Origin of the sequence: Arenimonas sp. (assembly GCF_035721105.1) — a bacterium.
Taxonomy (GTDB): domain Bacteria; phylum Pseudomonadota; class Gammaproteobacteria; order Xanthomonadales; family Xanthomonadaceae; genus Arenimonas.
This window is the reverse complement of record NZ_DASTNG010000032.1, coordinates 1-22,270: the sequence shown is the minus strand read 5'-3', so window position 1 is coordinate 22,270 and position 22,270 is coordinate 1. Positions and strand designations below refer to the sequence as shown.

Annotated in this window: 21 protein-coding genes and 1 tRNA gene; 8 read left to right on the top strand and 14 right to left on the bottom strand. The window is 70.9% G+C overall.

Going from position 1 to position 22,270, the window contains the following annotated elements:
* Positions 1 to 4: 4 nt before the first annotated feature.
* The 4 genes from VFQ84_RS04325 to VFQ84_RS04310 all read right to left on the bottom strand — a co-directional run bounded on the left by VFQ84_RS04325 (position 5) and on the right by VFQ84_RS04310 (position 2,459).
* Positions 5 to 685, bottom strand: coding sequence for a response regulator transcription factor (locus VFQ84_RS04325; protein ID WP_290885383.1), 681 nt, complete (start codon positions 683 to 685; stop codon positions 5 to 7).
* A 261-nt stretch (positions 686 to 946) separates the two neighbouring features.
* Positions 947 to 1,891 (bottom strand): 30S ribosomal protein S6--L-glutamate ligase, encoded by a 945-nt coding sequence (gene rimK, locus VFQ84_RS04320; RefSeq protein ID WP_325129573.1) that lies wholly within the window; start codon positions 1,889 to 1,891, stop codon positions 947 to 949.
* The gene (locus VFQ84_RS04315) at positions 1,888 to 2,337 is read right to left on the bottom strand and encodes an ATP-dependent zinc protease (RefSeq protein ID WP_325129572.1); all 450 of its coding nucleotides are present in this window, start codon (positions 2,335 to 2,337) and stop codon (positions 1,888 to 1,890) included. The genes rimK and VFQ84_RS04315 overlap by 4 nt, the downstream gene beginning before the upstream one ends.
* A gap of 48 nt (positions 2,338 to 2,385) precedes the next feature.
* A tRNA-Gly gene (locus VFQ84_RS04310) sits at positions 2,386 to 2,459 on the bottom strand.
* A gap of 58 nt (positions 2,460 to 2,517) precedes the next feature.
* Here VFQ84_RS04310 and thiS point away from each other — a divergent pair.
* From thiS to VFQ84_RS04290, 4 genes are all read left to right on the top strand, one after another.
* Complete coding sequence (gene thiS / locus VFQ84_RS04305; RefSeq protein ID WP_325129570.1) at positions 2,518 to 2,718, top strand: sulfur carrier protein ThiS; 201 nt, start codon at positions 2,518 to 2,520, stop codon at positions 2,716 to 2,718.
* A gap of 167 nt (positions 2,719 to 2,885) precedes the next feature.
* Positions 2,886 to 3,689, top strand: coding sequence for a thiazole synthase (locus tag VFQ84_RS04300; RefSeq protein WP_325129568.1), 804 nt, complete (start codon positions 2,886 to 2,888; stop codon positions 3,687 to 3,689).
* Between the two features lie 13 nt (positions 3,690 to 3,702).
* On the top strand, positions 3,703 to 4,410 hold the full coding sequence (gene trmB / locus VFQ84_RS04295; RefSeq protein WP_325129566.1) for a tRNA (guanosine(46)-N7)-methyltransferase TrmB: 708 nt from the start codon (positions 3,703 to 3,705) through the stop codon (positions 4,408 to 4,410).
* Between the two features lie 16 nt (positions 4,411 to 4,426).
* The gene (locus tag VFQ84_RS04290) at positions 4,427 to 6,265 is read left to right on the top strand and encodes an SLC13 family permease (RefSeq protein ID WP_325129564.1); all 1,839 of its coding nucleotides are present in this window, start codon (positions 4,427 to 4,429) and stop codon (positions 6,263 to 6,265) included.
* Here VFQ84_RS04290 and VFQ84_RS04285 read toward each other — a convergent pair.
* Positions 6,262 to 6,582, bottom strand: coding sequence for a Rieske (2Fe-2S) protein (locus tag VFQ84_RS04285; RefSeq protein WP_414636998.1), 321 nt, complete (start codon positions 6,580 to 6,582; stop codon positions 6,262 to 6,264). The two genes, VFQ84_RS04290 and VFQ84_RS04285, sit on opposite strands and share 4 nt — an antisense overlap.
* Positions 6,583 to 6,629: 47 nt before the next feature.
* On the opposite strand from VFQ84_RS04285, the gene VFQ84_RS04280 reads away from it, so the two are divergent.
* From VFQ84_RS04280 to VFQ84_RS04265, 4 genes are all read left to right on the top strand, one after another.
* On the top strand, positions 6,630 to 6,899 hold the full coding sequence (locus tag VFQ84_RS04280; protein WP_325129562.1) for a hypothetical protein: 270 nt from the start codon (positions 6,630 to 6,632) through the stop codon (positions 6,897 to 6,899).
* Between the two features lie 66 nt (positions 6,900 to 6,965).
* Positions 6,966 to 7,658, top strand: coding sequence for a fumarylacetoacetate hydrolase family protein (locus tag VFQ84_RS04275; protein ID WP_325129560.1), 693 nt, complete (start codon positions 6,966 to 6,968; stop codon positions 7,656 to 7,658).
* A 63-nt stretch (positions 7,659 to 7,721) separates the two neighbouring features.
* Positions 7,722 to 8,135 carry a large-conductance mechanosensitive channel protein MscL gene (mscL, locus tag VFQ84_RS04270; protein WP_325129558.1) on the top strand — a complete coding sequence of 138 codons (414 nt, stop codon included), beginning with the start codon at positions 7,722 to 7,724 and terminating at the stop codon, positions 8,133 to 8,135.
* A 78-nt stretch (positions 8,136 to 8,213) separates the two neighbouring features.
* Positions 8,214 to 9,629 carry a M28 family peptidase gene (locus VFQ84_RS04265; RefSeq protein ID WP_325129556.1) on the top strand — a complete coding sequence of 472 codons (1,416 nt, stop codon included), beginning with the start codon at positions 8,214 to 8,216 and terminating at the stop codon, positions 9,627 to 9,629.
* Between the two features lie 207 nt (positions 9,630 to 9,836).
* Here VFQ84_RS04265 and VFQ84_RS04260 read toward each other — a convergent pair whose 3' ends face one another.
* The 9 genes from VFQ84_RS04260 to VFQ84_RS04220 all read right to left on the bottom strand — a co-directional run.
* The gene (locus tag VFQ84_RS04260) at positions 9,837 to 11,078 is read right to left on the bottom strand and encodes a hypothetical protein (RefSeq protein WP_325129554.1); all 1,242 of its coding nucleotides are present in this window, start codon (positions 11,076 to 11,078) and stop codon (positions 9,837 to 9,839) included.
* 37 nt (positions 11,079 to 11,115) lie between these two features.
* Positions 11,116 to 12,087 (bottom strand): TrmH family RNA methyltransferase, encoded by a 972-nt coding sequence (locus VFQ84_RS04255; protein ID WP_325129551.1) that lies wholly within the window; start codon positions 12,085 to 12,087, stop codon positions 11,116 to 11,118.
* 190 nt (positions 12,088 to 12,277) lie between these two features.
* Positions 12,278 to 15,400 carry an efflux RND transporter permease subunit gene (locus tag VFQ84_RS04250; protein ID WP_325129549.1) on the bottom strand — a complete coding sequence of 1,041 codons (3,123 nt, stop codon included), beginning with the start codon at positions 15,398 to 15,400 and terminating at the stop codon, positions 12,278 to 12,280.
* Between the two features lie 19 nt (positions 15,401 to 15,419).
* Positions 15,420 to 16,490, bottom strand: a complete 1,071-nt coding sequence (locus VFQ84_RS04245) for an efflux RND transporter periplasmic adaptor subunit (RefSeq protein WP_325129547.1) — start codon at positions 16,488 to 16,490, stop codon at positions 15,420 to 15,422.
* A 210-nt stretch (positions 16,491 to 16,700) separates the two neighbouring features.
* Complete coding sequence (locus VFQ84_RS04240; protein WP_325129545.1) at positions 16,701 to 18,251, bottom strand: DHA2 family efflux MFS transporter permease subunit; 1,551 nt, start codon at positions 18,249 to 18,251, stop codon at positions 16,701 to 16,703.
* An 8-nt stretch (positions 18,252 to 18,259) separates the two neighbouring features.
* On the bottom strand, positions 18,260 to 19,348 hold the full coding sequence (locus tag VFQ84_RS04235; RefSeq protein WP_325129543.1) for an HlyD family secretion protein: 1,089 nt from the start codon (positions 19,346 to 19,348) through the stop codon (positions 18,260 to 18,262).
* On the bottom strand, positions 19,338 to 19,826 hold the full coding sequence (locus VFQ84_RS04230; protein ID WP_325129541.1) for a MarR family transcriptional regulator: 489 nt from the start codon (positions 19,824 to 19,826) through the stop codon (positions 19,338 to 19,340). Before VFQ84_RS04230 ends, VFQ84_RS04235 begins: the two co-directional genes overlap by 11 nt.
* A 719-nt stretch (positions 19,827 to 20,545) precedes the next feature.
* Positions 20,546 to 21,556: a class I fructose-bisphosphate aldolase gene (locus tag VFQ84_RS04225; protein WP_325129539.1), complete on the bottom strand. Its 1,011-nt coding sequence runs from the start codon at positions 21,554 to 21,556 to the stop codon at positions 20,546 to 20,548.
* Positions 21,557 to 21,738: 182 nt separating this feature from the next.
* Positions 21,739 to 22,270, bottom strand: a 532-nt coding sequence (locus VFQ84_RS04220; RefSeq protein WP_325129537.1) for a pyruvate kinase alpha/beta domain-containing protein, incomplete at its 5' end; no start/stop codon positions are given.

Below are 22,270 nucleotides of genomic sequence, written 5' to 3'. Positions count from 1 at the left end.
GCGGTCAGCCTGCTTCGGGGTCGGCGATCCGGTAGCCGATGCCGTGGCGGGTCTGCACCAGCGCCTTGTCGAAGGGCTTGTCCACCGCGGCGCGCAGGCCGTGGATGTGGACGCGCAGCGAGTCGCTGTCCGGCAGCTCCTCGCCCCAGACCCGGGTCTCGAGCTCCTGGCGGGTCACCACCGAGGGCGAGGCCTCCATCAGCGACTGCAGGATCTTGAGCGCCGTGGGGTTGAGCTGCAGCAGCTTGCCGCCGCGGCGCACCTCCAGGGTATCGAGGTTGTATTCGAGGTCGGCCACCTGCAGCACGCGCGGCTGCGCGGCCTTGCCGCGGCGGGCCAGCACGGCCAGGCGCGCCTCCACTTCCTGCAGCGCGAAGGGCTTGACCAGGTAATCGTCGGCGCCGGAGTCGAAGCCTTCGAGCTTGTTGTCCAGCGAATCGCGGGCGGTGAGCATCAGCACGGGCGTCTGCTTGCGGCCTTCCTGGCGCAGCTTGCGGCAGACCTCCAGGCCGTCCATGCCCGGCAGGTTGAGGTCGAGGACGATCGCGTCGAAGTCGTTCACCACGGCCAGGTGCAGGCCGGTGACGCCATCGGCGGCGTAGTCGACGGTATGGCCGCGGTCCTCGAGGTAATCCCCCAGGTTCGCGGCGATGTCACGGTTGTCCTCGACCACCAGGATTCGCATTCAATGGCTTCTTCAAGGGCAGGCGGCCCTTATGCGCTCAGCGGGATGGTGCCGTCCCCGATTCTGCCAGACGGACGGGGCATTCCCTATCCGGGAAAGAAAAAGGCCCGGGGACGCTCAGAGGCGCCAGCCCGGGCCGAAAGGTTGCTACTGCCCCGATTGCCGTAATCCATGAATGGTTCGTCTGACGAGGAGTTCCCAGCAGGCTTACCGGCTTCGCAAGGCTAGGCCGGGGGGCATTAAATAGTCGTTAAATCCGGCTCACGCTTTGGTTAATTTCCGGGTCCGGCCGGCGGCCGCCCCGGCGGTCTTCCGGGGGGCCTTGGGCCGGGGCCGGACGCCGGCCGCGACGAAGTCCACGATCGCCCCCGCCACATCGACCCCGGAGGCCGCCTCGATGCCCTCCAGGCCGGGGCTTGAGTTCACCTCCAGCACCAATGGGCCCCGTTTCGAGCGCAGAAGATCCACGCCTGCAACGCCGAGGCCCATCACCCGGGCGGCGCGCAGGGCCGTGGCCGTCTCATCCTCGCTGAGCCTGACCGGACTGGCCTTGCCGCCCCGGTGCAGGTTGGACCGGAACTCGCCCTCGCCGGCCTGGCGGCGCATCGCCGCGACCACCTGGTCGCCCACCACGAAGCAGCGCAGGTCCGAGCCCTTGGCCTCGGCGATGAATTCCTGCACCAGGAAGTTGGCGTACAGGCCGCGGAAGGCCTCGACCACGCTGCGCGAGGCGGCGGCGTTCTCGGCCAGGATGACGCCGGCGCCCTGGGTGCCTTCGTTGAGCTTGATCACGTGCGGGGGCTTGCCCAGCATGCCCAGCAGGTCGGTGGTGTCGTCGGGGTTGTCCCCGAAGACGGTGAGCGGCAGGCCCAGGCCTTCGCCGGCCAGCATCTGGTGGCAGCGCAGCTTGTCGCGGGCGCGCAGGATCGCGTCGGAGCCGTTGGGCGTGTAGGTGCCCATCAGCTCGAACTGGCGCAGCACCGCGCTGCCGTAGCGGGTGACCGAGGCGCCGATGCGCGGGATGACCGCGTCGATGCCGGTCAGCGGCTTGCCCTTGTAGCGCATCAGGAACTGGCCCGGTGCGATCTGCATGTAGCAGCGCAGCGGGTCGAGCACGCGCACGACGTGGCCGCGCTGGCGGCCGGCCTCGACCAGGCGCTGGGTGGAATAGAGCTTGGCGTTGCGGGACAGCAGGGCGAGTTTCACGGCGGGACGAGGCCTTCGGGCGGATCGCCCTGGAGGAAGGAGCTGGCCGGATCGACCAGGAAGCGGCCGGCCAGCGCGGTGCGGCCCAGCAGCATCGGGAAGAGCATGTTCCGCCGATGTGTCAGGTTCACTTCGGCCTCCCATTCCAGCCCCGCCATGCGCAGCCGCGCCAGGATGAAGGGCCGCTCGGTGACGTGGCCGCCGGAGTCGGTGACCCGGCGCCGGTCGATCACCCGCGCCTGCGCGGGCTGCGGCGCCAGGCCGTGCACGCCGGTGTCGAGCAGGAAGCGCACGTATTCGGTGCCGTCGCGGTGGAAGGTTTCCTGGTCCAGCACGTGCAGCGCGGACGACCGGGCGCCGGTGTCGACCTTGGCGCGCACCGCGGCGATGCCCAGCCCGGGCAGGGACAGCCACTCACGCCAGCCCAGGGGGACGGGGTGCGGCATGGATCCTCCAGGGGGGCTTGGGTAGCCGGAACGGCGGGGGGCGGGGACTGGAGCGGGTGAAGGGAATCGAACCCTCGTCAGTTGCTTGGGAAGCAACAGCTCTACCATTGAGCTACACCCGCGTCTGGCGGCGATTATGGCGACCGCCGCGGGCGCCCGCAACGCGATAAAATCCGGGCCATGCAAATCCAGCTCAATGGCCAGCCGCGCGAGATCCCCGCCGGCACCCTGCTCGCCGCCCTGCTCGAAGCCGCCGGCTACGCCGGCCGCAAGGTCGCGGTCGAGGTCAACCTCGAGGTCGTGCCCCGCAGCCAGCACGCCAGCCACGCGCTGGCCGACGGCGACCGCGTCGAGATCATCCACGCCATTGGTGGTGGGTGAGGGCCCGCGCCCGCGACCTGCCGGGGGCAGGTCGCGCGGGCCCGAACGCCTGGCCACGGATGGCCAGGCAGGCGCCAGGCTCCAGGGATGGCTGCTTGCGGAAATCGGGCTGAATCCATTCTCGCGGAAGGGTTATCTCGCAACCAAGATCGGGCCATAATCTCCGGATGAATCGCCCCGAACCCTCCGCCTCCGCCGATCCGCTGGTGATCGCCGGCAAGTCCTACCGCTCCCGCCTGCTCACCGGCACCGGCAAGTTCACCGACCTCGAGCAGACCCGCCTCGCCACCGAGGCCGCCGGCGCCGAGATCGTCACCGTCGCCATCCGCCGCAGCAACATCGGCCAGAACCCCGGCGAGCCGAACCTGCTCGACGTGCTGCCGCCCGATCGCTACACCCTGCTGCCCAACACCGCCGGCTGCTACACCGCCGACGACGCCGTGCGCACCTGCCGGCTGGCGCGCGAACTGCTCGACGGCCACAACCTGGTCAAGCTCGAGGTGCTGGGCGACCCGCGCACGCTCTACCCGGACGTCGTGCAGACGATCAAGGCCGCCGAGATCCTGGTCGCCGAAGGCTTCGAGGTGATGGTCTACACCTCGGACGACCCGATCATCGCCAAGCGCCTGGAAGAGATCGGCTGCGTCGCGGTGATGCCGCTGGCCGCGCCGATCGGCTCGGGCCTGGGCGTCCAGAACCGCTGGTCCATCCTCGAGATCGTCGAGAACGCCAAGGTGCCGGTGCTGGTGGACGCCGGCGTGGGCACCGCCTCCGACGCCGCCATCGCCATGGAGCTGGGCTGCGACGGCGTGCTGATGAACACCGCCATCGCCGGCGCCCGCGACCCGATCCTGATGGCCAGCGCGATGCGCAAGGCGGTCGAGGCCGGCCGCGAGGCCTTCCTGGCCGGCCGCATCCCCAAGAAGCGCAACGCCAACGCCTCGTCGCCGCTCGACGGCCACTTCCTCTGAGGCCGGGGCGGGCATGAGCGACAGCCCCGACCAAGCCGAGGCCGCCTCCCGGCATCGCCCGATCCGCAGCTTCGTGCTGCGCCAGGGCCGCCAGACCGAAGCGCAGAAGCGCGCCTTCGACCTGCACTGGCCGGCACTGGGCCTGCACTACCGCGGCGAGCCGCGCGACTACGACGCCGTGTTCGGCCGCCGGGCCCCGCGCGTGGTCGAGATCGGCTTCGGCAACGGCGAACAGCTGCTGTTCGCCGCCGCCAACGAGCCCGAGCGCGACTTCATCGGCATCGAAGTGCACGGCCCCGGCGTGGGCCGCCTGCTCAACGCCGCCGCGGCCGAGGGCCTGCGCAACCTGCGCGTTTACCAGCACGATGCGGTCGAAGTGCTGCGCGACGAAGTCGCCCCGGCCTCGCTCGACGAGGTGCGCATCTACTTCCCCGATCCCTGGCACAAGAAGCGGCACCACAAGCGGCGCCTGGTGCAGCCCGGCTTCGTCGACCTGCTGTGCCAGCGCCTGCGGCCCGGCGGCCTGCTGCACCTGGCCACCGACTGGGAGAACTACGCCGAGCACCTGTGGGACGTGCTCGACGCCGAGCCGCGGCTGCGCAATCGCGCCGGGCCACGCGGCGCGGCGCCACGGCCCCAATGGCGGCGCCAGACCCACTTCGAGACCCGCGGCCTGAAGCTGGGCCACGGCGTCTGGGACCTGCTGTACGACCGGACCTAGGGGCGGACGCACGCGCATGGAGACCGGCCTCACCCTCACCCGCGACATGATGCTCGTGCTGGGGCTGGTCGGCTTCACGATCGCGATGTTCATGTTCGAACGCATCCGCGCCGACGCCACCGCGCTGGTGGTGCTGGTGGTGCTGGGGCTTACCGGGCTGGTGCCGGCCAACCAGCTGTTCGACGGTTTCTCGGGCAACGCGGTCATCAGCGTGATCGCCACCATGATCCTGGGCGCCGGCCTGGATCGCACCGGCGCGCTGAACCGGGTCGCGGTCTGGCTGCTGCGCGCCTCCAAGGGCATGGAGGAGCGGCTGATCTTCATGACCTCGGCGATGGCCGGCGCGATCTCGGGCTTCATGCAGAACCCGTCGGTGATGGCCCTGTTCCTGCCGGTGGCCTCGCGCGTGTCCAGCCGCTCGGGCATCAGCCTGTCGCGCCTGCTGATGCCGGTGGCGGCGGCGATCGTGATGGGCGGCGGCCTGACCATGATCGGCAATTCGCCGCTGATGCTGCTCAACGACCTGCTGGTCGCCGCCAACCGCAACCTGCCCTCGGGCGCGGCCACGCTGGAACCGCTGCCGATGTTCGCGCCGCTGCCGATCGGCGTGGCGCTGCTGCTGGTCGGACTGGCCTACTTCCGCTGGCGCGGCCCGCGCGCGCTGGGCAAGGGCGAGGACAAGGGCGTGGCGCCCAGCCGCACCCAGAGCTACTTCGCCAGCGCCTACGGCATCGAGGGCGAGGTGTTCGAGCTCAGCGTCACCGCCGAAAGCCCGCTGGTGGGCATGTCGGTCGGCGAGGCCGAGGCGCAGCGCGATGCGCCGCTGCTGCTGGCCCTGCTCAGCGGCAACGAGTCGCGGCTGGCGCCGCCGGCCGACCAGATGATCTGGGTCGGCAGCGTGCTGGGCGTGATGGGCCCGCGCGAGGCCATCCAGGACTACGCCCAGAAGAACCTGCTGCGGATGTCGGCGCGCCTGCGCAACTTCTCCGACCTGTTCAACCCCAGTCGCTCGGGCATTTCCGAGGCGGTCATCCCGCCCACCTCGTCCTTCATCGGCAAGGCCCAGGCCCAGCTGCAGCTGCGCAAGCGCTTCGGCATCAGCCTGCTGGCGATCAACCGCGAGAACCAGGTCTGGCGCGAGGACATCCGGCGGATGCCGCTCAAGGCCGGCGACATGCTGGTCTTCCACAGCATCTGGACCGACCTGGCCCAGGCCGGCGAGAGCCGCGACTTCGTGGTGGTCACCGACTACCCCAAGGGCGAGCAGCGGCCGCAGAAGTTCTGGTGGGCGCTGGGCGTGTTCGCTGGCGCGATGGCGCTGGCGCTCACCACCCTGGTGCCGGTGCCGATCGCGCTGATGACCGGCGCCGCGGCGATGATGCTGGCCGGCGTGCTGAACATGGACGAGGCCTATTCGGCGGTGAGCTGGAAGACCGTGTTCCTGATGGCCTGCCTGATCCCGCTGGGCTGGGCGATGGACTCCACCGGCGCCGCCAACTGGCTGGCCCAGGCCATCCTCGACCGCATCGGTCCCGACGTGCCGGTGTGGGTGCTGGAGGCGGCGATCGGCCTGCTGGCCACGGCCTTCGCGCTGGTGATCGGCAACGTCGGCGCGACCGTCGTGATGGTGCCGATGGCGATCAACGTCGCCCTGGCCGTGGGCGGCAACCCGGTCGCGTTCGCCCTGGTGGTGGCCTTGTCGGCGGCCAACAATTTCCTGAGCGTGTCCAACCCGGTGCTGGCGATGGTGACCGGCCCGGCCGGCTACCGCCCGCGCGACCTGTGGCGGATCGGCGCCCCGCTGACCCTGGTCTACCTGGCGGTGGTGCTGCTGATGGTGAACCTGATGTTCTAGCCGCCGTCGACGGTGACGTCGACCGCGACCAGCGACGCGCCGCGGCAGGGCCCGGCGACGCATTCGCCGCGCTCCATCTCGAAGCTGGCGCCGTGCGCCGCGCAGACCAGGCGGCCCTGGTCGACCAGGAAACGACCGGGCGCCCAGTCGAGCCGGCGCCCCGCATGCGGGCAGACGTTGAGCCAGGCCTTGACCTGGTCGCCGTGGCGCCGCACCACCAGCGACTGCGGCTCGCCGTCGATCTCCACCTCGGCCTCCGACAGCCCCTCGGGCGGCAGGGCCGGCAGCCGGATTAACGATCCGCTTACACTTTTCACATCGCCCCTCGCCATACTTCGCCTCCCAGCATTCTGCCACGCCCCCCATGCTCTTCCGCGCCCATCGAATCTTCAGCTACTGCCCCAGCAAGCCCCGCAGCCCGCTCCTGAAGCTGCTGGTGGGCGTGCTTGGCCTGGCCCTGCTGCTGGTGCTGGTCGCGGTCGGCCTGGTGGTCGGCCTGGGCATGCTGCTGTTCGCGGCCGTGCGCCGCCTGATGCGCCCCCGTCCGGCGGCGCCGGGCCGCGTCGACGCCGGCGTGATCGAGGGCGAGTTCGTCGAGGTCCGCAAGGCGCGCGCGCCGCTCGGCCTGCGCTGAGAACACCTTCCCGGTTCGAACACGGGCGTCGCGGCTAAACTGGGGCGATCGTCCCGGAGCCGTGCCATGACCCAGACCGTGATCCCCGTCCCCGCCCCGCCCTGCCTGCCCGTGCGCGGCAGCAGCGCGCTGTTCCCGGTCCGCCGCATCTACTGCGTCGGGCGCAACTTCGCCGACCACGCGAAGGAAATGGGCGCCACGGTCGACCGCGGCAACCCGGTGTTCTTCATGAAGCCCGGCGACGCCATCGTCGCCGGTGGCGGCCACGTGCCCTATCCGCCCGGCACCCGCGACCTGCACCACGAGGTGGAGCTGGTGGTGGCGCTGGGCCGCGACGCCGACGGCGAAGTGCCGGTGGCCGACGCGGCCGCGCTGGTGTTCGGCTACGGCGTCGGCCTCGACCTGACGCGCCGCGACCTGCAGGCGAACGCCAAGGCCAAGGGCCTGCCCTGGGACACCGCCAAGGGCTTCGACCACTCGGCGCCGGCCAGCGAGCTGGTGCCGGCCGCGGCCGCCGGCGACCTGTTCCAGGCCACGCTGTCGCTCGAGGTCAACGGCAGCGTCCGCCAGCAGGCGCGGCTGGACACCATGGTGTTCTCGGTGGCCGAGGTGCTGCACGAACTCTCCCGCCTGTTCGCGCTCAAGGCCGGCGACCTGGTGTTCATGGGCACCCCGGCGGGCGTGGCGGCGCTGGTGCCCGGCGACCGCTTCCGCGCCACCGTGGGCGACCTGCTGGTGCTCGAGGGCGATATCGCCTGAACCGCGCGTCCGGTGTAGATTCCGGGGGCAGCAACACCATCCATCGAAACGGGGAGTAGACGCATGGGAATGGTTTCCGAGTTCAAGGAATTCGCGATGCGCGGCAACGTGGTCGACCTCGCCGTGGGCGTGGTGATCGGCGCGGCGTTCGGCAAGATCGTCGCGTCGCTGGTCAACGACATCATCATGCCGGCCATCGGCTACATGGTCGGCGGCGTCAACTTCAGCGACCTGGCGTTCGAGCTCAAGCCGGCCGGCGTCGATGCCGCCGGCGCCGAAGTGGCCGCGGTGCTGATCAGGTACGGCGCCTTCATCCAGACCATCGTCGACTTCCTGATCATCGCCTTCGCCATCTTCGTGGCGGTGAAGGTCATCAACTCGCTCAAGCGCAAGGAAGAGGCCGCGCCCGCGGCGCCGGCCGAGCCCAGCGACGAGGTCAAGCTGCTCACCGAGATCCGCGACGCGCTCAAGCGCTGAGCCCCGATCCGCCACCCGACGCCGGCCCCCGTGGCCGGCGTCCTGTTTCCGACATCCCGCCCACTCCGGAGAACCCGAATGCGCCTCGCCAAGACCCTGATCGCCTGCGCCCTGCTGGCCGGCCCGGCCCTCGCCGCCGACGCCACCGGCCTGCAGGCCGCTGACATCGCCGTCGCCGAAGGCCTGCGCGACCGCGCGCTGCAGGGCACGCAGGCCTGGTCGGTGGTGGAGTCGCTGACCACCGAGGTCGGGCCGCGCCTGGCCGGCACCGAGGCCGACGCCCGCGCCGTGCGCTGGGCACAGGCCAAGTTCCTGGCGCTGGGTTTCGACCAGGTCAGGCTCGAGCCGGTCACCTTCCCGGTCTGGCTGCGCCACCGCGAACACGCCCAGGTGCTGGCGCCCTACCCGCAGCCGCTGGTGGTCGCCGCCCTGGGCGGCAGCGTCGGCACCGGCGACGCGCCGATCGACGCCGAGGTGGTGGAGTTCGCCACGCTCGATGCGCTCAAGGCCGCCCCCGAGGGCAGCTTGGCCGGCAAGATCGCCTTCATCTCCAACCGCATGGTCCGCTTCAAGGACGGCCGCGGCTACGGCCCGGCGGTGGGCGCGCGCAGCAACGGCGCGGTGGAAGCCGCGCGCAAGGGCGCGGTGGCGATCGTGATCCGCTCGATCGGCACCAGCTCCGACCGCTTCGCCCACACCGGCACCATGCGCTACGTGGAGGACGTGCCGCGGATCCCCGCGGCCGCATTGTCGAACCCCGATGCCGACCTGCTGGTGCACATGCTTGGCCGTGGCCAGCCGGTGACGCTGCGCCTCGACATCTCGGCCGAGACCCTGGGCGAATACACCTCGCACAACGTCATCGGCGAGATCACCGGCCGCGAGCTGCCGGACGACGTGGTCACGATCGGCGGCCACCTCGACTCCTGGGACCAGGGCACGGGCGCGATCGACGACGGCGCCGGCGTGGGCATCACGATGGCGGCCGGTGCGCTGATCGGCGCGCTGCCGGAGGCGCCGCGGCGCACGATCCGCGTGATCGCCTATGCCAACGAGGAACAGGGCCTGTACGGCGGCAAGGCCTACGCCGAGGCGCGCGAGGCGGCCGGCGAGCTCGATGCCCAGCAGCTGGGCGCGGAAAGCGACTTCGGCGCCGGCCGCGTGTACGCGCTGCGCGCCGGCGTCGACCCGGCCGCCTGGCCGGTGATCGAACGCATCGGCGCCGTGCTGGCGCCGCTGGGCGTGGCCACCGAGCGCGAGGGCGGCAGCCCCGGCCCCGACGTCGGCCCGATCGTCGCCAAGGGCGCGCCCTGGGCGCAGCTGGCCCAGGACGGCACCGACTACTTCGACTACCACCACACCCCGAACGACACCCTCGACAAGATCGACCCCGCGGCGCTTGACCAGCAGGTCGCGGCGTATGCGGTGCTGGCCTACCTGGCGGCGGAGACCGAGGTCGATTTCGGTAGCGTTCCGGTGAAGACCGGGCCGTGAGATTTTTTGACACGGACAGAGCGGATCAAATCTGATCAGAGCGGATAGAGCAAAAGCGTTGGGTGGTGATTTTCGCAAGCTGAGGCTTACTCGCGAAGATCGAATCCAAATGCTTTATCGGCTCTGATCAGATTTGATCCGCTCTGTCCGTGTCAGCACACGCCAGCTCCCAAACGAGCCAAGGCCCAGGGCAGCGCCGGCTGCAACCTAGTCCAGCAGCGGCGTGGCCAGCGTCTTGGACGGGCGCCCGATCAGTGTCCCGACCTGCTCGCGCAGGTCTTCGCGGGACACTTCGCGCAGGGGAATCAGGGCCTGGACCACGTCGTCGAGACTGCGCTTGCCGGCGGTGGCCTGGCGGATCTCCTGGTCCAGTGCGCGCAGCAGCTGCACGGCGCGGGCGGTGCGCGGGCCGTGGGAGCGGTTCGAGGACAGCGTGGTGACGTTGCGGCCGTGGTTGGCCATCCAGTCCTGCGCCTTGTCCGCGCGCGCCTCGCTGAGCAGGCCGGCCCGGCGCAGCAGTTCGATCGAATAGAACTCGGCCAGGCCCTCGGCGATCCAGTCGTCGTCCTCGGCGCCGCGGATGCGGGTGATGACGTGGGTGAGTTCGTGCGTCAGCGTGCTCGAGCCGTTCTCGCTGATCATCGGCCGATCGGCGTGCAGGAACAGCGAGCGCGGCCCGGACAGGCCGCCGCGCCACATCGGGTCGCCGGCGCTGACGATCAGCAGCTTCGGCGGCATCTCGCCGAAGGCCCGCCCGAACTCCGGCACCAGCGCGTTGAAGAAGGCCAGCATGTCGTTGCGGCGGATCTCGTCGCCCTTGGGACCGGCGACGCTGACGTGGGTGGCCTCGATGTCCTCGCGCCGGGCCCCGATCACGCCGGCCACGATCCAGCCCGTGGGGCGGTCGAAGTTGCGCTCGGGATTGGTGACCACGAACGACTTCTTGTCGCGCGAACGCACGAACGGCGTGTCCACCGTGGTCCAGCCCTTGGGCAGGATGAAGCGCAGGCGCGCCCGCGAGTCCGCGCCCTTGGTGGCCAGGACCACCGCGCGCGGCACCAGGTCGTCGCCGCGCACGATCACCCAGTCCTCGGTGATGCGGGCGTCGAAGCCGCCGCCGCGGCGCTCGTGGTCGATCCGGTAGCGGTAGCGCAGGCGCGAGGCCTGGCCGGGCACCGGCACCCAGGTCACGGTGTCGCCGTCGCGGCGGATGTCGCCATCGCCCCGCACCTGGCTGTAGCGCGCCTCCGGCATCTGCAGCCGCAGCCGGCGGGCCGAGCCTTCACCGGGCGTGATGCGGATGGTCACCGCGGCCTCGCCCGAGGCGGGCAGGAACTGCACGGTGTAGTCGACGTCGTAATCCAGCCGCGCCGCGGCGGCCGGCGCCGACAGCGCCAGCAGCAGCCACGCAAGAACCGGGGCGAGGAGGGGAACGAGGCGGCTTTTCATGGCCGCGAGTATGCCAAGGCCTTGATGAACCGAGGATTCATCCGACCCGGTGCTGCCGCCACCATTCGCCCAGGAACACGGCCGTGGCCGCGGCGACGTTGAGGCTCTCCACCGCCCCGCTGCCCGGGATGCCCAGCTTCAGCGCCACGGCCTGCGCCAGCGCCGGATCCAGGCCGGTCTGTTCGGCGCCCATCACCAGCAGCAGGCGGCCGGGCAGCGCGCGGCCGTACAGCGGCTGGCCGCCGCGCACCACCGTGGCCGCGGCCTGGAAACCGGCCGAAGCGAGCTGGGCCAGGCTGTTGTCGCTGCGGCCCAGGCGCACCATCGGCACCTGTTCGGCGCCGCCTTCGGCGACGCGGGCGGCGGCGCCCGACAGCGCCAAGGCCGAGTCCTTGGACAGCAGCACGCCGGCCGCCCCGAAGTGTGCGGCCGAACGCAGGATCGCGCCCAGGTTGTGGGGGTTGCCGACGCCGTCGAGCCAGATCGCCAGCTGCGGGCCCGGCGGCAGCGTGCGCAGCCAGTCCGACAGGTTCTGCTCCGGGGCCGGCACGGCGCCGAACACGACGCCCTCGTGGTGTTCGCTGCCGGACAGCTTGCGCAGGTCCTCGTCGCCGACCACGGAATAGCCGAGGCGATGCTGCACGCAGTGCGCCAGCACCGCCTTGAGCGCCGGGATGCGCGACTCCAGCAGCCAGACCTTGCGCAGGTCGCCCGGTCGGCGCGCGAACAGCGCCAGGCAGGCGTTGAGGCCGTGGATGCGCTGCTCGCGCGGCGGCCGCGGCGCCGAGACGCTGCCGCGCAGCTGCTCGGCATCGGCCTCCTCGCGGGCGAGTTCCTGCGCGGTCGGCGGACGGCGGCCCGCGTGCGCAGGCGGCCGGCGACCGGCCGTTTCGGGCGCGACCGGGCCGCGCGCCTGCCGGTCACGCTCACGTTCGCGCTTGTCGCGCGGCTTGCCGGAAGGCGGCCCGCGATACGGGCTGTCACCACCAGGAGAACGGGAGTCATTCATGCCCGCAGTCTAAACCAAGCCCGACGCCCCACCCCCAAAACCAACCCACCCCACCCCGCCCCACCCTCCCCTGGAGGAAAGCCCCCCTTGGCAAGGGGGGGCGCGCCAAAGGCGCAGGGGATCGGAAGCCCAGTGCCTCGGGGCCCACGATTCAAAGAATCGTGGGGATCACAGGGCATCAGCCCGGTGATCAGGCATGGCCCCCCACGGCCGGCGTCTTGGCCTCGAGCTGCTCGAGCGTGCGCGCCACCGCCTCGGGCGAGCGCGTGAACGGCGCCAGCAGGGCGTAGAAGGCCGGCACGATGAACAGCGACAGCGCCGTCGAGAACGCCACGCCGGAGATGATGACGATGCCGATGGTGGCGCGGCTGGCCGAGCCCGGGCCACCCGCCAGGACCAGCGGCACCGCGCCCATGATGGTGGCGATCGAGGTCATCAGGATCGGCCGCATGCGCACCGACGCCGACTCGACGATGGCGTCGCGGATCGCCATGCCCTCGTCCCGCAGCTGGTTGGCGAACTCGACGATCTGGATGCCGTTCTTGGCCGCCAGGCCCACCAGCATCACGATGCCGATCTGGCTGAAGAGGTTGAGCGAACTGCCGAACAGCCACAGGCCGATCAGGGCGCCCAGCACCGCCAGCGGCACCGTCAGCATGATCACCAGCGGATGCAGGAAGCTCTCGAACTGCGCCGCCAGCACCAGGTAGACGATCAGCAGCGCCATCGCCATCGTGAACAGCACCGCGCTGCCGGCCGCCTGGTACTCGCGCGACTCGCCCTTGTAGTCGATCTGGGCGCGCTCGGGCAGCTCTTCGTCGATCACCTGCTGCACCCAGGCCAGCGCCTCGCCCAGGGTGTAGCCCGGCGCCAGACCGGCCGAGAGCGTGATCGCGCGCAGGCGGTTGAAGCGGTTGAACTGGCCCGGCTCCGCCAGCTCGGTGAGCGTGACCAGGTTCGACAGCGGGATCAGCTCGCCGGTGGTGGTCGAACGGACGTAGAGGTTGGCCAGGTCGGAGGGCGAGCCGCGGTCCTCCTGCTGGGCCTGCAGGATCACGTCGTACTCCTCGCCGTCCTCGACGTAGGTGGTGACGCGGCGGGAGCCCATCATGCTCTCGAGCGTGCGGCCGATTTCCTGCACCGACACGCCCAGGTCGGCGGCGCGGGCGCGGTCGATCTCGACCCGCAGCTGCGGGCGGGTTTCCTTGTAGTCGGAGTCGGCGCTGAACAGGCGCGGGTTCTCTTCCATCCGCGCCAGCACCCGGTCGCGCCACTCGGCCAGCTCGGTGTAGTCGGGGCCGCCGAGCACGACCTGCAGCGGCTGGCCGCCCGAACGCACCAGGCCGGTGCGCATCTGCGGCCGCGCGATCACGCCCGGCAGGTCGGCCATGTCGGCGCGGATCTTCTCCACCAGCTCGGCGGTGCCGGTCTCGCGCTCGTTCCAGGGCTTGAGCAGGGCGATCACCTGGCCGGTGTGCATCTCGCCGCTGGCGCCGAAGCCACCGGGCACGCGGGTGTTGGCGCGATCGATCGGCTGGCCGTCGCCGACGTACTTGAACAGGCGCTGCTCGACCTGCTGCATCTGCTGGACCGTGTAGTCATAACCGGCACCCTCGGGGCCGACGACGCTGATGAAGAAGGCACCGCGGTCCTCGGGCGGGGTCAGCTCGACCGGGATCAGGCGCAGCATGAAGAACGACATGCCCAGCGCACCCAGCAGCGCGCCGCCCATCAGCAGCGGCCGGCCGACGGTGCGCTCGACCGCGCGGCGATAGCCGCGGCCCAGCGTGGCGAGGTGATCCTGCACCCAGGCGTTGAAGCCGCTAGGCGCGTCGTGCGCGCGGATCAGCTTCGAGCACATCATCGGCGTCAGGGTCAGCGCCACGAAGGCCGAGATCAGCACCGCCGCCGCCATCGCCACCGACAGCTCGCGGAACAGCCGGCCGGCGTTGCCGTCGATGAAGCCGACCGGCAGGAACACCGCCGCCAGCACCGCGGTGGTCGCGATCACCGCGAACGCCACCTGCGCCGTGCCGCGGCGCGCGGCCACCAGCGGCGGCTCGCCCAGGTCGGCGCGCCGCTGTACGTTCTCGAGCACCACGATGGCGTCGTCCACCACCAGTCCGATCGACAGCACCAGCGCCAGCAGCGTCAGCAGGTTGATGGTGAAGCCGAAGGCCCAGAGCACGATGAACACGGTCATCAGGCAGATCGGCACCGTCACCGCCGGGATCAGCGCGGCGCGGAAGCTGCCCAGGAACAGATAGATCACCACCAGCACCAGCACCACGGCCTCGATCAGCGTCCAGTAGACGCGATCGACCGCGGCGTCGATGAACACCGTGCTGTCGAAGGCCACGAAGATGTCGGTGCCGGTCGGCAGCGTGTCCTGGATCGCCGGCAGCGCCTCCTTGACCGCACGGGCGACGTCGAGGCTGTTGGCGGTGGAGGTCTTGACCACGCCCAGGCCGATGTTGGGCTGGCCGTTGCCGCGGAAGTAGGCGCGGCGCTCGGACGAGGCGCGCTCGACCCGGGCGACGTCGCCCAGGCGCACCAGGTAGCCGTCGTCGCCCTTGGCCAGGGTGAGCTGGGCGAAGTCGTCGGCTTCCGCGTAGCCGCGCATCACCCGCAGGGTGAAGTCGCGGTCCTGCGACTCGATACTGCCGGCGGGCAGCTCGACGTTCTCGCGCCGCAGCGCGTTCTCGACGTCGTTGACGGTCAGGCCGCGGGCGGCCAGCGCCTCGCGGTCGAGCCAGACGCGCATCGAATAGCGCTGCTGGCCACCCACCCGGACCTGGGCCACGCCGTCGATGCTCGACAGGCGGTCGACCACGTAGCGCTCGGCGTAGTCGCTGAGCGCCAGCGTGTCGAGGTTGGTGGAGTTCATGTTGAGCCAGAGGATGACCTCGGCGTCCGACTCGACCTTCTCGATCTCCGGCGGGTCGGCCTCGTCCGGCAGGCGGTCGCCGATGCGGCTGATGGCGTCGCGCACGTCGTTGGCGGCGGCCTCGATGTCGCGCGACAGCGAGAACTCCAGCGTCACCTGGCCCGAGCCGTTCCGGCTGCGGGACTCCACGGTCTCGATGCCCTCGATGCCGGCCACGGCGTCCTCGAGGATCTGGGTGATGCGGGTCTCCACCACGGCCGCCGAAGCGCCGGGGTAGGCGACCTCGACCGAAACGATCGGCGGATCGATGTTGGGCAGTTCGCGCAGCGTCAGCCGGGTGAAGGCGATGACGCCCAACACCACCAGCAGCAGGCTCATCACGGTCGCGAAGACCGGGCGCTTGATCGAGATGTCGGAGAGGATCATGGCGGGCTCCGGGGCGCCGTCAGGCGGCCGTGTCTTCGGCGGCGGCGGCGGGGGCCGGGGCGGCGGCTTCGGTGACGCGGGCGCCGTCGCGCAGCTTCACCACGCCGTCGACGACGATGCGGTCTCCGGCGGACAGGCCGTCGAGCACTTCGACTTCGCCGCGGCGGCGCTGGCCCAGGTCGACGTAGACCTGCTCCACGCTGCCGTCGTCCTTGAGCCGGAACACGTGCGCGCGCTGCGCGACCTGGATCACCGAGATCTCGGGGATGACCAGGGCCTGCCGCTCGGGCTGGAACAGGCGCACGGTCAGCAGCATGCCCGGGCGCAGCGCGCGCTCGGGGTTGGGCAGTTCGGCGCGCACGGTCACCGCGCGGGTGACCGGATCGACGCGCGAGTCGACCGTGGTGACCACGCCGGTGAATTCGCGCCCGGGCCAGGCGGCGCTGGACGCGGTGATGGCCTGGCCGGACGCCACCGCGGACAGGAAGGCCTCGGGCACGGCGAAGTCGAGCTTGATGAGCGAGACGTCGTCCAGGCTGGCGATGACCGTGCCGGGCGTGACCAGGGTGCCGGGGCTGACCTGGCGGAAGCCGAGCACGCCGGCGAAGGGCGCGGTGATCACGCGGTCGGACAGGCGCGCGCGGGTGGCGTCGAGCCGGGCGCGCGAGGACTCCATCGCGGCGCGCTGGGTGTCGAGCTGGCCGGCGGGAATGAGCTTCTGCGCCGCCAGCTGCTGCTGGCGCTGGTACTGCTTCTCGGCTTCGCGATAGGCCGCGGCGGCCTCCGCCAGGCCGGCCACTTCGACCCGACCGGACAGGTCGACCAGCACGTCGCCGGCCTCGACCAGGTCACCGTCCTCGAAGTTGACCTTGACCACGGTCTCGGTGACCTTGGCGGTGACCATCAGCGACTCGTTCGCGCGCGCGGTGCCCAGCGCCTCGATGGTGTCGGACCAGGGCTGGCTGGCGACCGTGGCGGTGGTGACGGTGGCCGCCGGCGGACCGGACTGCACGGCCTGTTCTGACTCGCAGCCGGCCAGGGCCAGGACGGCGGCCAGAAGGACGAGGGACCTTCGCAGGGATGACTTCATCGGAGAGCGGTTCCTTGGAGGGGCGGACGCCCCGCGCGGAGCGGGGCGCCAGGAGCATGGTGCAGTCTCGACCGGCGCACGCCGGGAAAGTTCAGCGCAGGCACCGGACGACGCGAGATATCCCGATTGTACGGCCGGGTTGTCACGGGAGCGCGAAATCAAAGGGCAACCGGGGGAAACGCACGAGGCGCCCCGGCGTTGACGTCCCGCTCAGTGGTCGATGGCGACCGCGCCCGGCGCCGGGGCCTGCCCCGGTCGCGAGCGCAGCATCATCACCAGCGGCGTGGCCAGCAGGGTCATCAGCATCATCAGGTGGAAGTCGTTGACGTAGCCGATCGCAGCCGCCTGGCGGGTCACCTCGGCGTTGAGCGCCTGGGCGCCGGCGACCGTCGCCGGAATCCAGGCCGAGGGCAGCAGGCTCAGCTCGGCGCCGTAGGCGGGGATGCGCGCCGCGATCTCGGCGTGGCTGGCCTGGGTGGCGCGCGCCAGCAGGCTGAAGACCACCGAGATGCCCACGCTGGAGCCCAGGTTGCGCACCAGGCTGAACAGGCCCGCCGCTTCGGTGCGCTGGTGCACCGGCAGCGTCGCGTAGGCCACGGTGGCGATCGGCACGAACACCAGGCCCAGGCCCAGGCCCTGCACCACGCCCGACCAGACGATCAGCGGCGGCGACACGTCCACGCCCAGGCCCGTCATCAGGTAAAGCGACCAGGCGGTCAGCAGCATGCCCACGCCGATCGGCAGGCGGGCGTCCACCCGCCCGATCAATCGGCCGACCAGCATCATGCCGACCATGGTGCCGACGCCGCGCGGCGCCAGCAGCACGCCAATGTCCCAGACCGGGTAATGCGCAAGCTGGCTCAGGTAGGGCGGCAGCAGCGCGATGGTGGCGAACAGGACCACGCCGACCACGAAGATCAGCACGCAGCCCACCGCGAAGTTGCCGTTGCGCAGCATGCCCAGGTCCAGCAGCGCCCCGTGCCGGGCGAGGCTGCGGCTGCGCCAGTGCAGCAGGTAGAGATAGATGCCGAGGAAGGCGATCGCGGCCTCGAGCTGGATCTCGAGCGAAGAGAACCAGTCCTGCGACTGTCCGCGGTCGAGCATCAGCTGCAGCGCGCCGATGCCGAGCGCCAGCAGGGCCAGGCCGGTCCAGTCCAGCGGGCGCTCGCTGGGCGCGTCCTTGCGGACGCTGGCCAGGATGCCGGCCAGCGCCAGCGCGCCGACCGGCACGTTGATCAGGAACACCCAGCGCCAGGAATAGTCTTCGGTCAGCCAGCCGCCCAGCGGCGGCCCGAGGATCGGACCGATCATCAGGCCCACGCCCCAGAGCGCCATGGCCTGGCCGTGCTTTTCGCGCGGGAAGGCGTCGAGCAGCAGCGACTGCGAGATCGGCACCAGCGAGGCGCCGAACAGGCCCTGCAGCACGCGGAACACCACCATCTCGCCGATGCCGGTGGCGATGCCGCACAGCACCGACGCCACGGTGAAGCCCGACACCGCCAGCACCAGCAGGCGACGGCGCCCCAGCGCCCCCGCCAGCCAGCCGGTGACCGGCGTCATGATCGCGGCGGCGACGATGTAGGACGTCAGTACCCAGGCCACCTGGTCCTGGGTGGCCGACAGCGCGCCCTGCATCTGCGGCAGGGCGACGTTGGCGATCGTGGTATCGATCACCTGCATCAGGGTGGCCAGCATCACCGAGGCCACCAGCAGCCCGCGGCGGCCGGCGCCGGCGTCCTGCGGATCAGGCGAGGTGACCATGCGCCGGCTCAGCGCGCGGCAGTGCGCGCAGGCAGGTCGTGCTCGCCCGTCAGGTCGACTTCGACCTCGGCGCTCATGCCGGCGCGCAGCACGGGCGCATCGGCGTCGGCGGCGTCCAGCTCCAGCCGCACCGGGATGCGCTGGACCACCTTGACCCAGTTGCCGGTGGCGTTCTGCGGCGGCAACACACTGAACTCGGAGCCCGACGCCGGACTGATCGACACGACCCGCGCGGGCCACCGGCGACCCGGATAGGCGTCCACCTCGACCGAGGCGGGCTGGCCGACCTGCAGCCGGGTGAGGTCGGTTTCCTTGAAGTTGGCTTCCACCCAGAGGCCCTCGCTGGCCACCAGCGGCATCGCCGACTGCCCAATGGCCAGGTATTCCCCGGCCTGCAGGTCATGGTTGCCGACCACGCCCGCCACCGGCGCGCGCACCTCGGCGTGGGCCAGGTCCATGCGCGCCTTGGCGACGGCAGCCAGGGCGACGCGGTATTCGGGCAGTTCGTCGGTGGGCGCGGAGGCGTCGCCGCCGAGCTGCTGGCGCACCCGATCGACGCCGGCGGCCGCCGCGTCGCGGGCGGCGCGGGCCTCGGTCACGGCGTGCCGGGCATCATCGAGCGCCTTGCGCGCCAGCAGGCCCTGGGCCGCCAGGCCGGCGACGCGGGTGTACTCCTGCTGGGCCCAGCGCAGGTTCTCTTCGCTCGAGCGCAGGCCGGAACCTGCCTCGCGCACGCCGGCGCGGCTGGCGCCGGCGCTGTCGCTGACCTGGGCCAGGCGGGCCGTGGCCTCGTCGAGGGCGATCTGCAGCGGCTCCGGATCCAGCCGGAACAGCAGCTGGCCGCGCGAAACGGCCTGGTTCTGGGCCACCGCGACCTCGACCACGCGCCCGCCGACCTGCGGCGACACCATGATCCGCTCGGCTTTCACGTAGGCGTTGTCGGTCGCCACGGCGCGGCTCGACACCGTCCACTCCCAGGCGAAGAAGGCCAGCACCACCAGCGGCCCGGCCACCCACAGCCAGGTCGGGATGCGGCGCTTGGTGGGCGGGGTCGTGGCCTCGGTGCTGAGGCGTTCCTGCGGGGACTTACTGGTCATCACGGTCATCTCGGGGGTTCGGGGGCACGGGCGCGCGCGACTCGCGGTCCATGCGGAGAAGGGTGTCCTTGACGCTGTCGAGCACCTGCAGGGTGGTGGCCAGCGCCTCGGGCGGCACCTGGCCAAGCACGGCCTGGCGGAGTTCGCGGGAAATCCGCTCGACGCCATCCATCACCATCGCCGAGCCCGGCGCCAGGTGCAGGCGCCAGCAGCGACGGTCATGGGCATCGCGGCGGCGCTCGACGAAGCCCGACTTCTCCAGGCGGTCGATGACGCGGCCAATCGCAATCGGGTCCAGCTCCAGCTTCTCGGCCAGCTCGGCCTGGTTCATGCCCTCGTCCTGGCCGACGCGCTTGAGCACCCGCCACTGCACGCGGGTCAGGCCAAGATGGGCGGCCCGGCGGTCGAATTCCCGCCGCAGCAGCCGGGTGACGTCCACCAGCGCGGAGCCGAACAGGGATTGGTCGCGGGAAGCCATGCCGGGGAATATACCTGCTTAAGCATTTATATTCAAAGCAATCATCTTCGGGCGTTCAGCCAGCGGCCGGATCGACGCGCCCCTGGGGCCGCCCGGCCCCCGCGTGCCCCGGCGTCACTTGCCCACTGGCGGGACTTGCCCACAGGGGCTACTTCGCAGCGTCGCAGGGCGGCGCCCCGGATGCCGCGGATACACCGACACGGGATCAAAAGCCCGCGCTGCACCACAGCTCCCGCGCCTGCCTTCCGGGGCCGGATGCTTCACCGACACTTGCCGCGAGCCCACACCCGCCGCCGGGCGGCGAGGACTGCCGATCTGGCCACCTTCCAGGCTCGCGCCGAAGCCACTTCCAGTGTCCGAAGGGACACGCAGGCGCTGACGCGCCGGGGCTACTGGCCTCGGCCTGCTTAACCCACCGGATCAGCAGGAAAGATGCCCCGCCTTGGTCCGGATCCCGCACGCGCAAGCATCGGAGCGCGCCGCCGCGGGCCTTCCGTCACGCGTCCAAGCCGCTACGCACCGGCGGCGCCGTGGAAGCGAGGGTCACCTCCCGCGAAAAAAAGGCTCCACTGAGTGGGAGGTGACCCTCGCTTCCGCGGTGACGACGGCGCCGGCCTTTCGCTTCAGTGCCGAGCACGGCGCCAGCCCCGGACTTGGGAGAAGCGCCAAAAAAAACGCCGGCGCGAGGCCGGCGTCTTCCAGGGGCTTGGCGATCGGGATCAGCCGCCCTTCTTCCACTGGCCCAGCGCGGCCAGGCCGTTGGCCTTGGCGCGGGCGTACACGGTCTGCTGCGCGGCGGCGACGTTGCCCACCAGGTCCTTCGACCACAGCTGCAGCGCGGCCGACTGCATCGCGCGGCCGTAGCTGAAGCTCAGCGGCCAGGGCTTGGCGCCCAGGCGGTTCATCGCGTCGAGGTGGGCGGTGGCGTCGTCGTCGCTCTGGCCACCCGACAGGAACACGATGCCCGGCAGGCTGGCCGGCACGGCCGACTTCAGGCAGCGCAGGGTCATCTCGGCGACTTCCTCGACACTGGCCTGCTCCGGGCAATCCTTGCCGGAGACGACCATCGAGGCCTTCAGGATGGTGCCCTCGAGCATGATGTTGTGCTCGTACAGCGCGCCGAACAGCGAGCGCAGGGTCACTTCGGTGATCTCGTAGCAGGTGTCGATGTCGTGCTCGCCGTCCATCAGGACTTCCGGCTCGACCATCGGCACGATGCCGGCTTCCTGGCAAAGCGCGGCGTAGCGGGCCAGCGCGTGGCAGTTCGCCTCGATGCAGGTGCCCGAGGGCGCGTCCTCGCCGATGGTGATCACGGCGCGCCACTTGGCGAACTTCGCGCCCAGCCTGGCGTATTCCTTCAGGCGGTCGCGCAGGCCGTCCAGGCCTTCGGTGACCAGCTCGCCCGGGAAGCCGGCCAGCGGCTTGGCGCCCAGGTCGACCTTGATGCCGGGCAGGATGCCGTTGTCCATCATGACCTTGGTGAACGGCACGCCGGCCTTGGTCTTCTGGCGCAGCGTCTCGTCGTAAAGGATGGCGCCGGAGATGAAGTCACCCAGCTTCGGGGTGGTCAGCAGCATCTCGCGGTAGGCGCGGCGGTTCTCTTCCGTGCACTCGATGCCCACGCCGTCGAACCGCTTCTTGATGGTGGCGGTGGACTCATCGATGGCGATGATGCCCTTGCCCGCGGCCACCATGGCCTGGGCGGTTTCGGCGAGTTGGTCGATGCTCATGGACGGGTTCCCGGGGGTTGGCTGAAGAGGGCCGGAATTATAGCCCAACCTGAACCCCCGAACCCCGCCGCCCCGGTAGGAGGGACTTCAGTCCCGAAGCCCTTGCCGGAATCCTGTGGGAGGGACTTCAGTCCCGATGCTTTTCGGCGAAGAGCATCGGGACTGAAGTCCCTCCCACAGGGTCAGAGCTCGCCGAGGCCTTCGGCGGTGCCGTTGGGGCCGACCTTGAGCAGGCGCAGGGTGTTGGTGGCCCCGTGCAGCTCCATGTGGTCGCCGCTGGTGATGATGACCCGGTCGTCCTCGGCCAGCAGGCCGGCCTGGAACAGCTGGCGGATCGCGCCGCGGGCGGCCTCGCGGGTGGCCAGGCCGCTGCTGTCGAAATGCACCGGGAACACGTCACGGATCATGGCCATGCGCCGGCGTGCCCCGTCGTGGCGCGACAGCCCGTAGATCGGCACCGAGGACCGGAAACGCGACAGGTAACGGGCGGTGCCGCCGGATTCGGTGAGCGCGATGATCGCCCGCACCTGGATGTGTTCGGCCAGGAACATGCTGGCCATGGCGATCGCCTGGTCGGCGGCCTGCAGGTTGCGCTTGGCCTGCTCGAAGTCGGTGTCGTGGTCGAACTGGCGCTCGGCGCCGAGGCAGATGCGCACCATCGCCTCGACCGCCTTGACCGGGTAGCTGCCCGACGCGGTCTCGGCCGAGAGCATC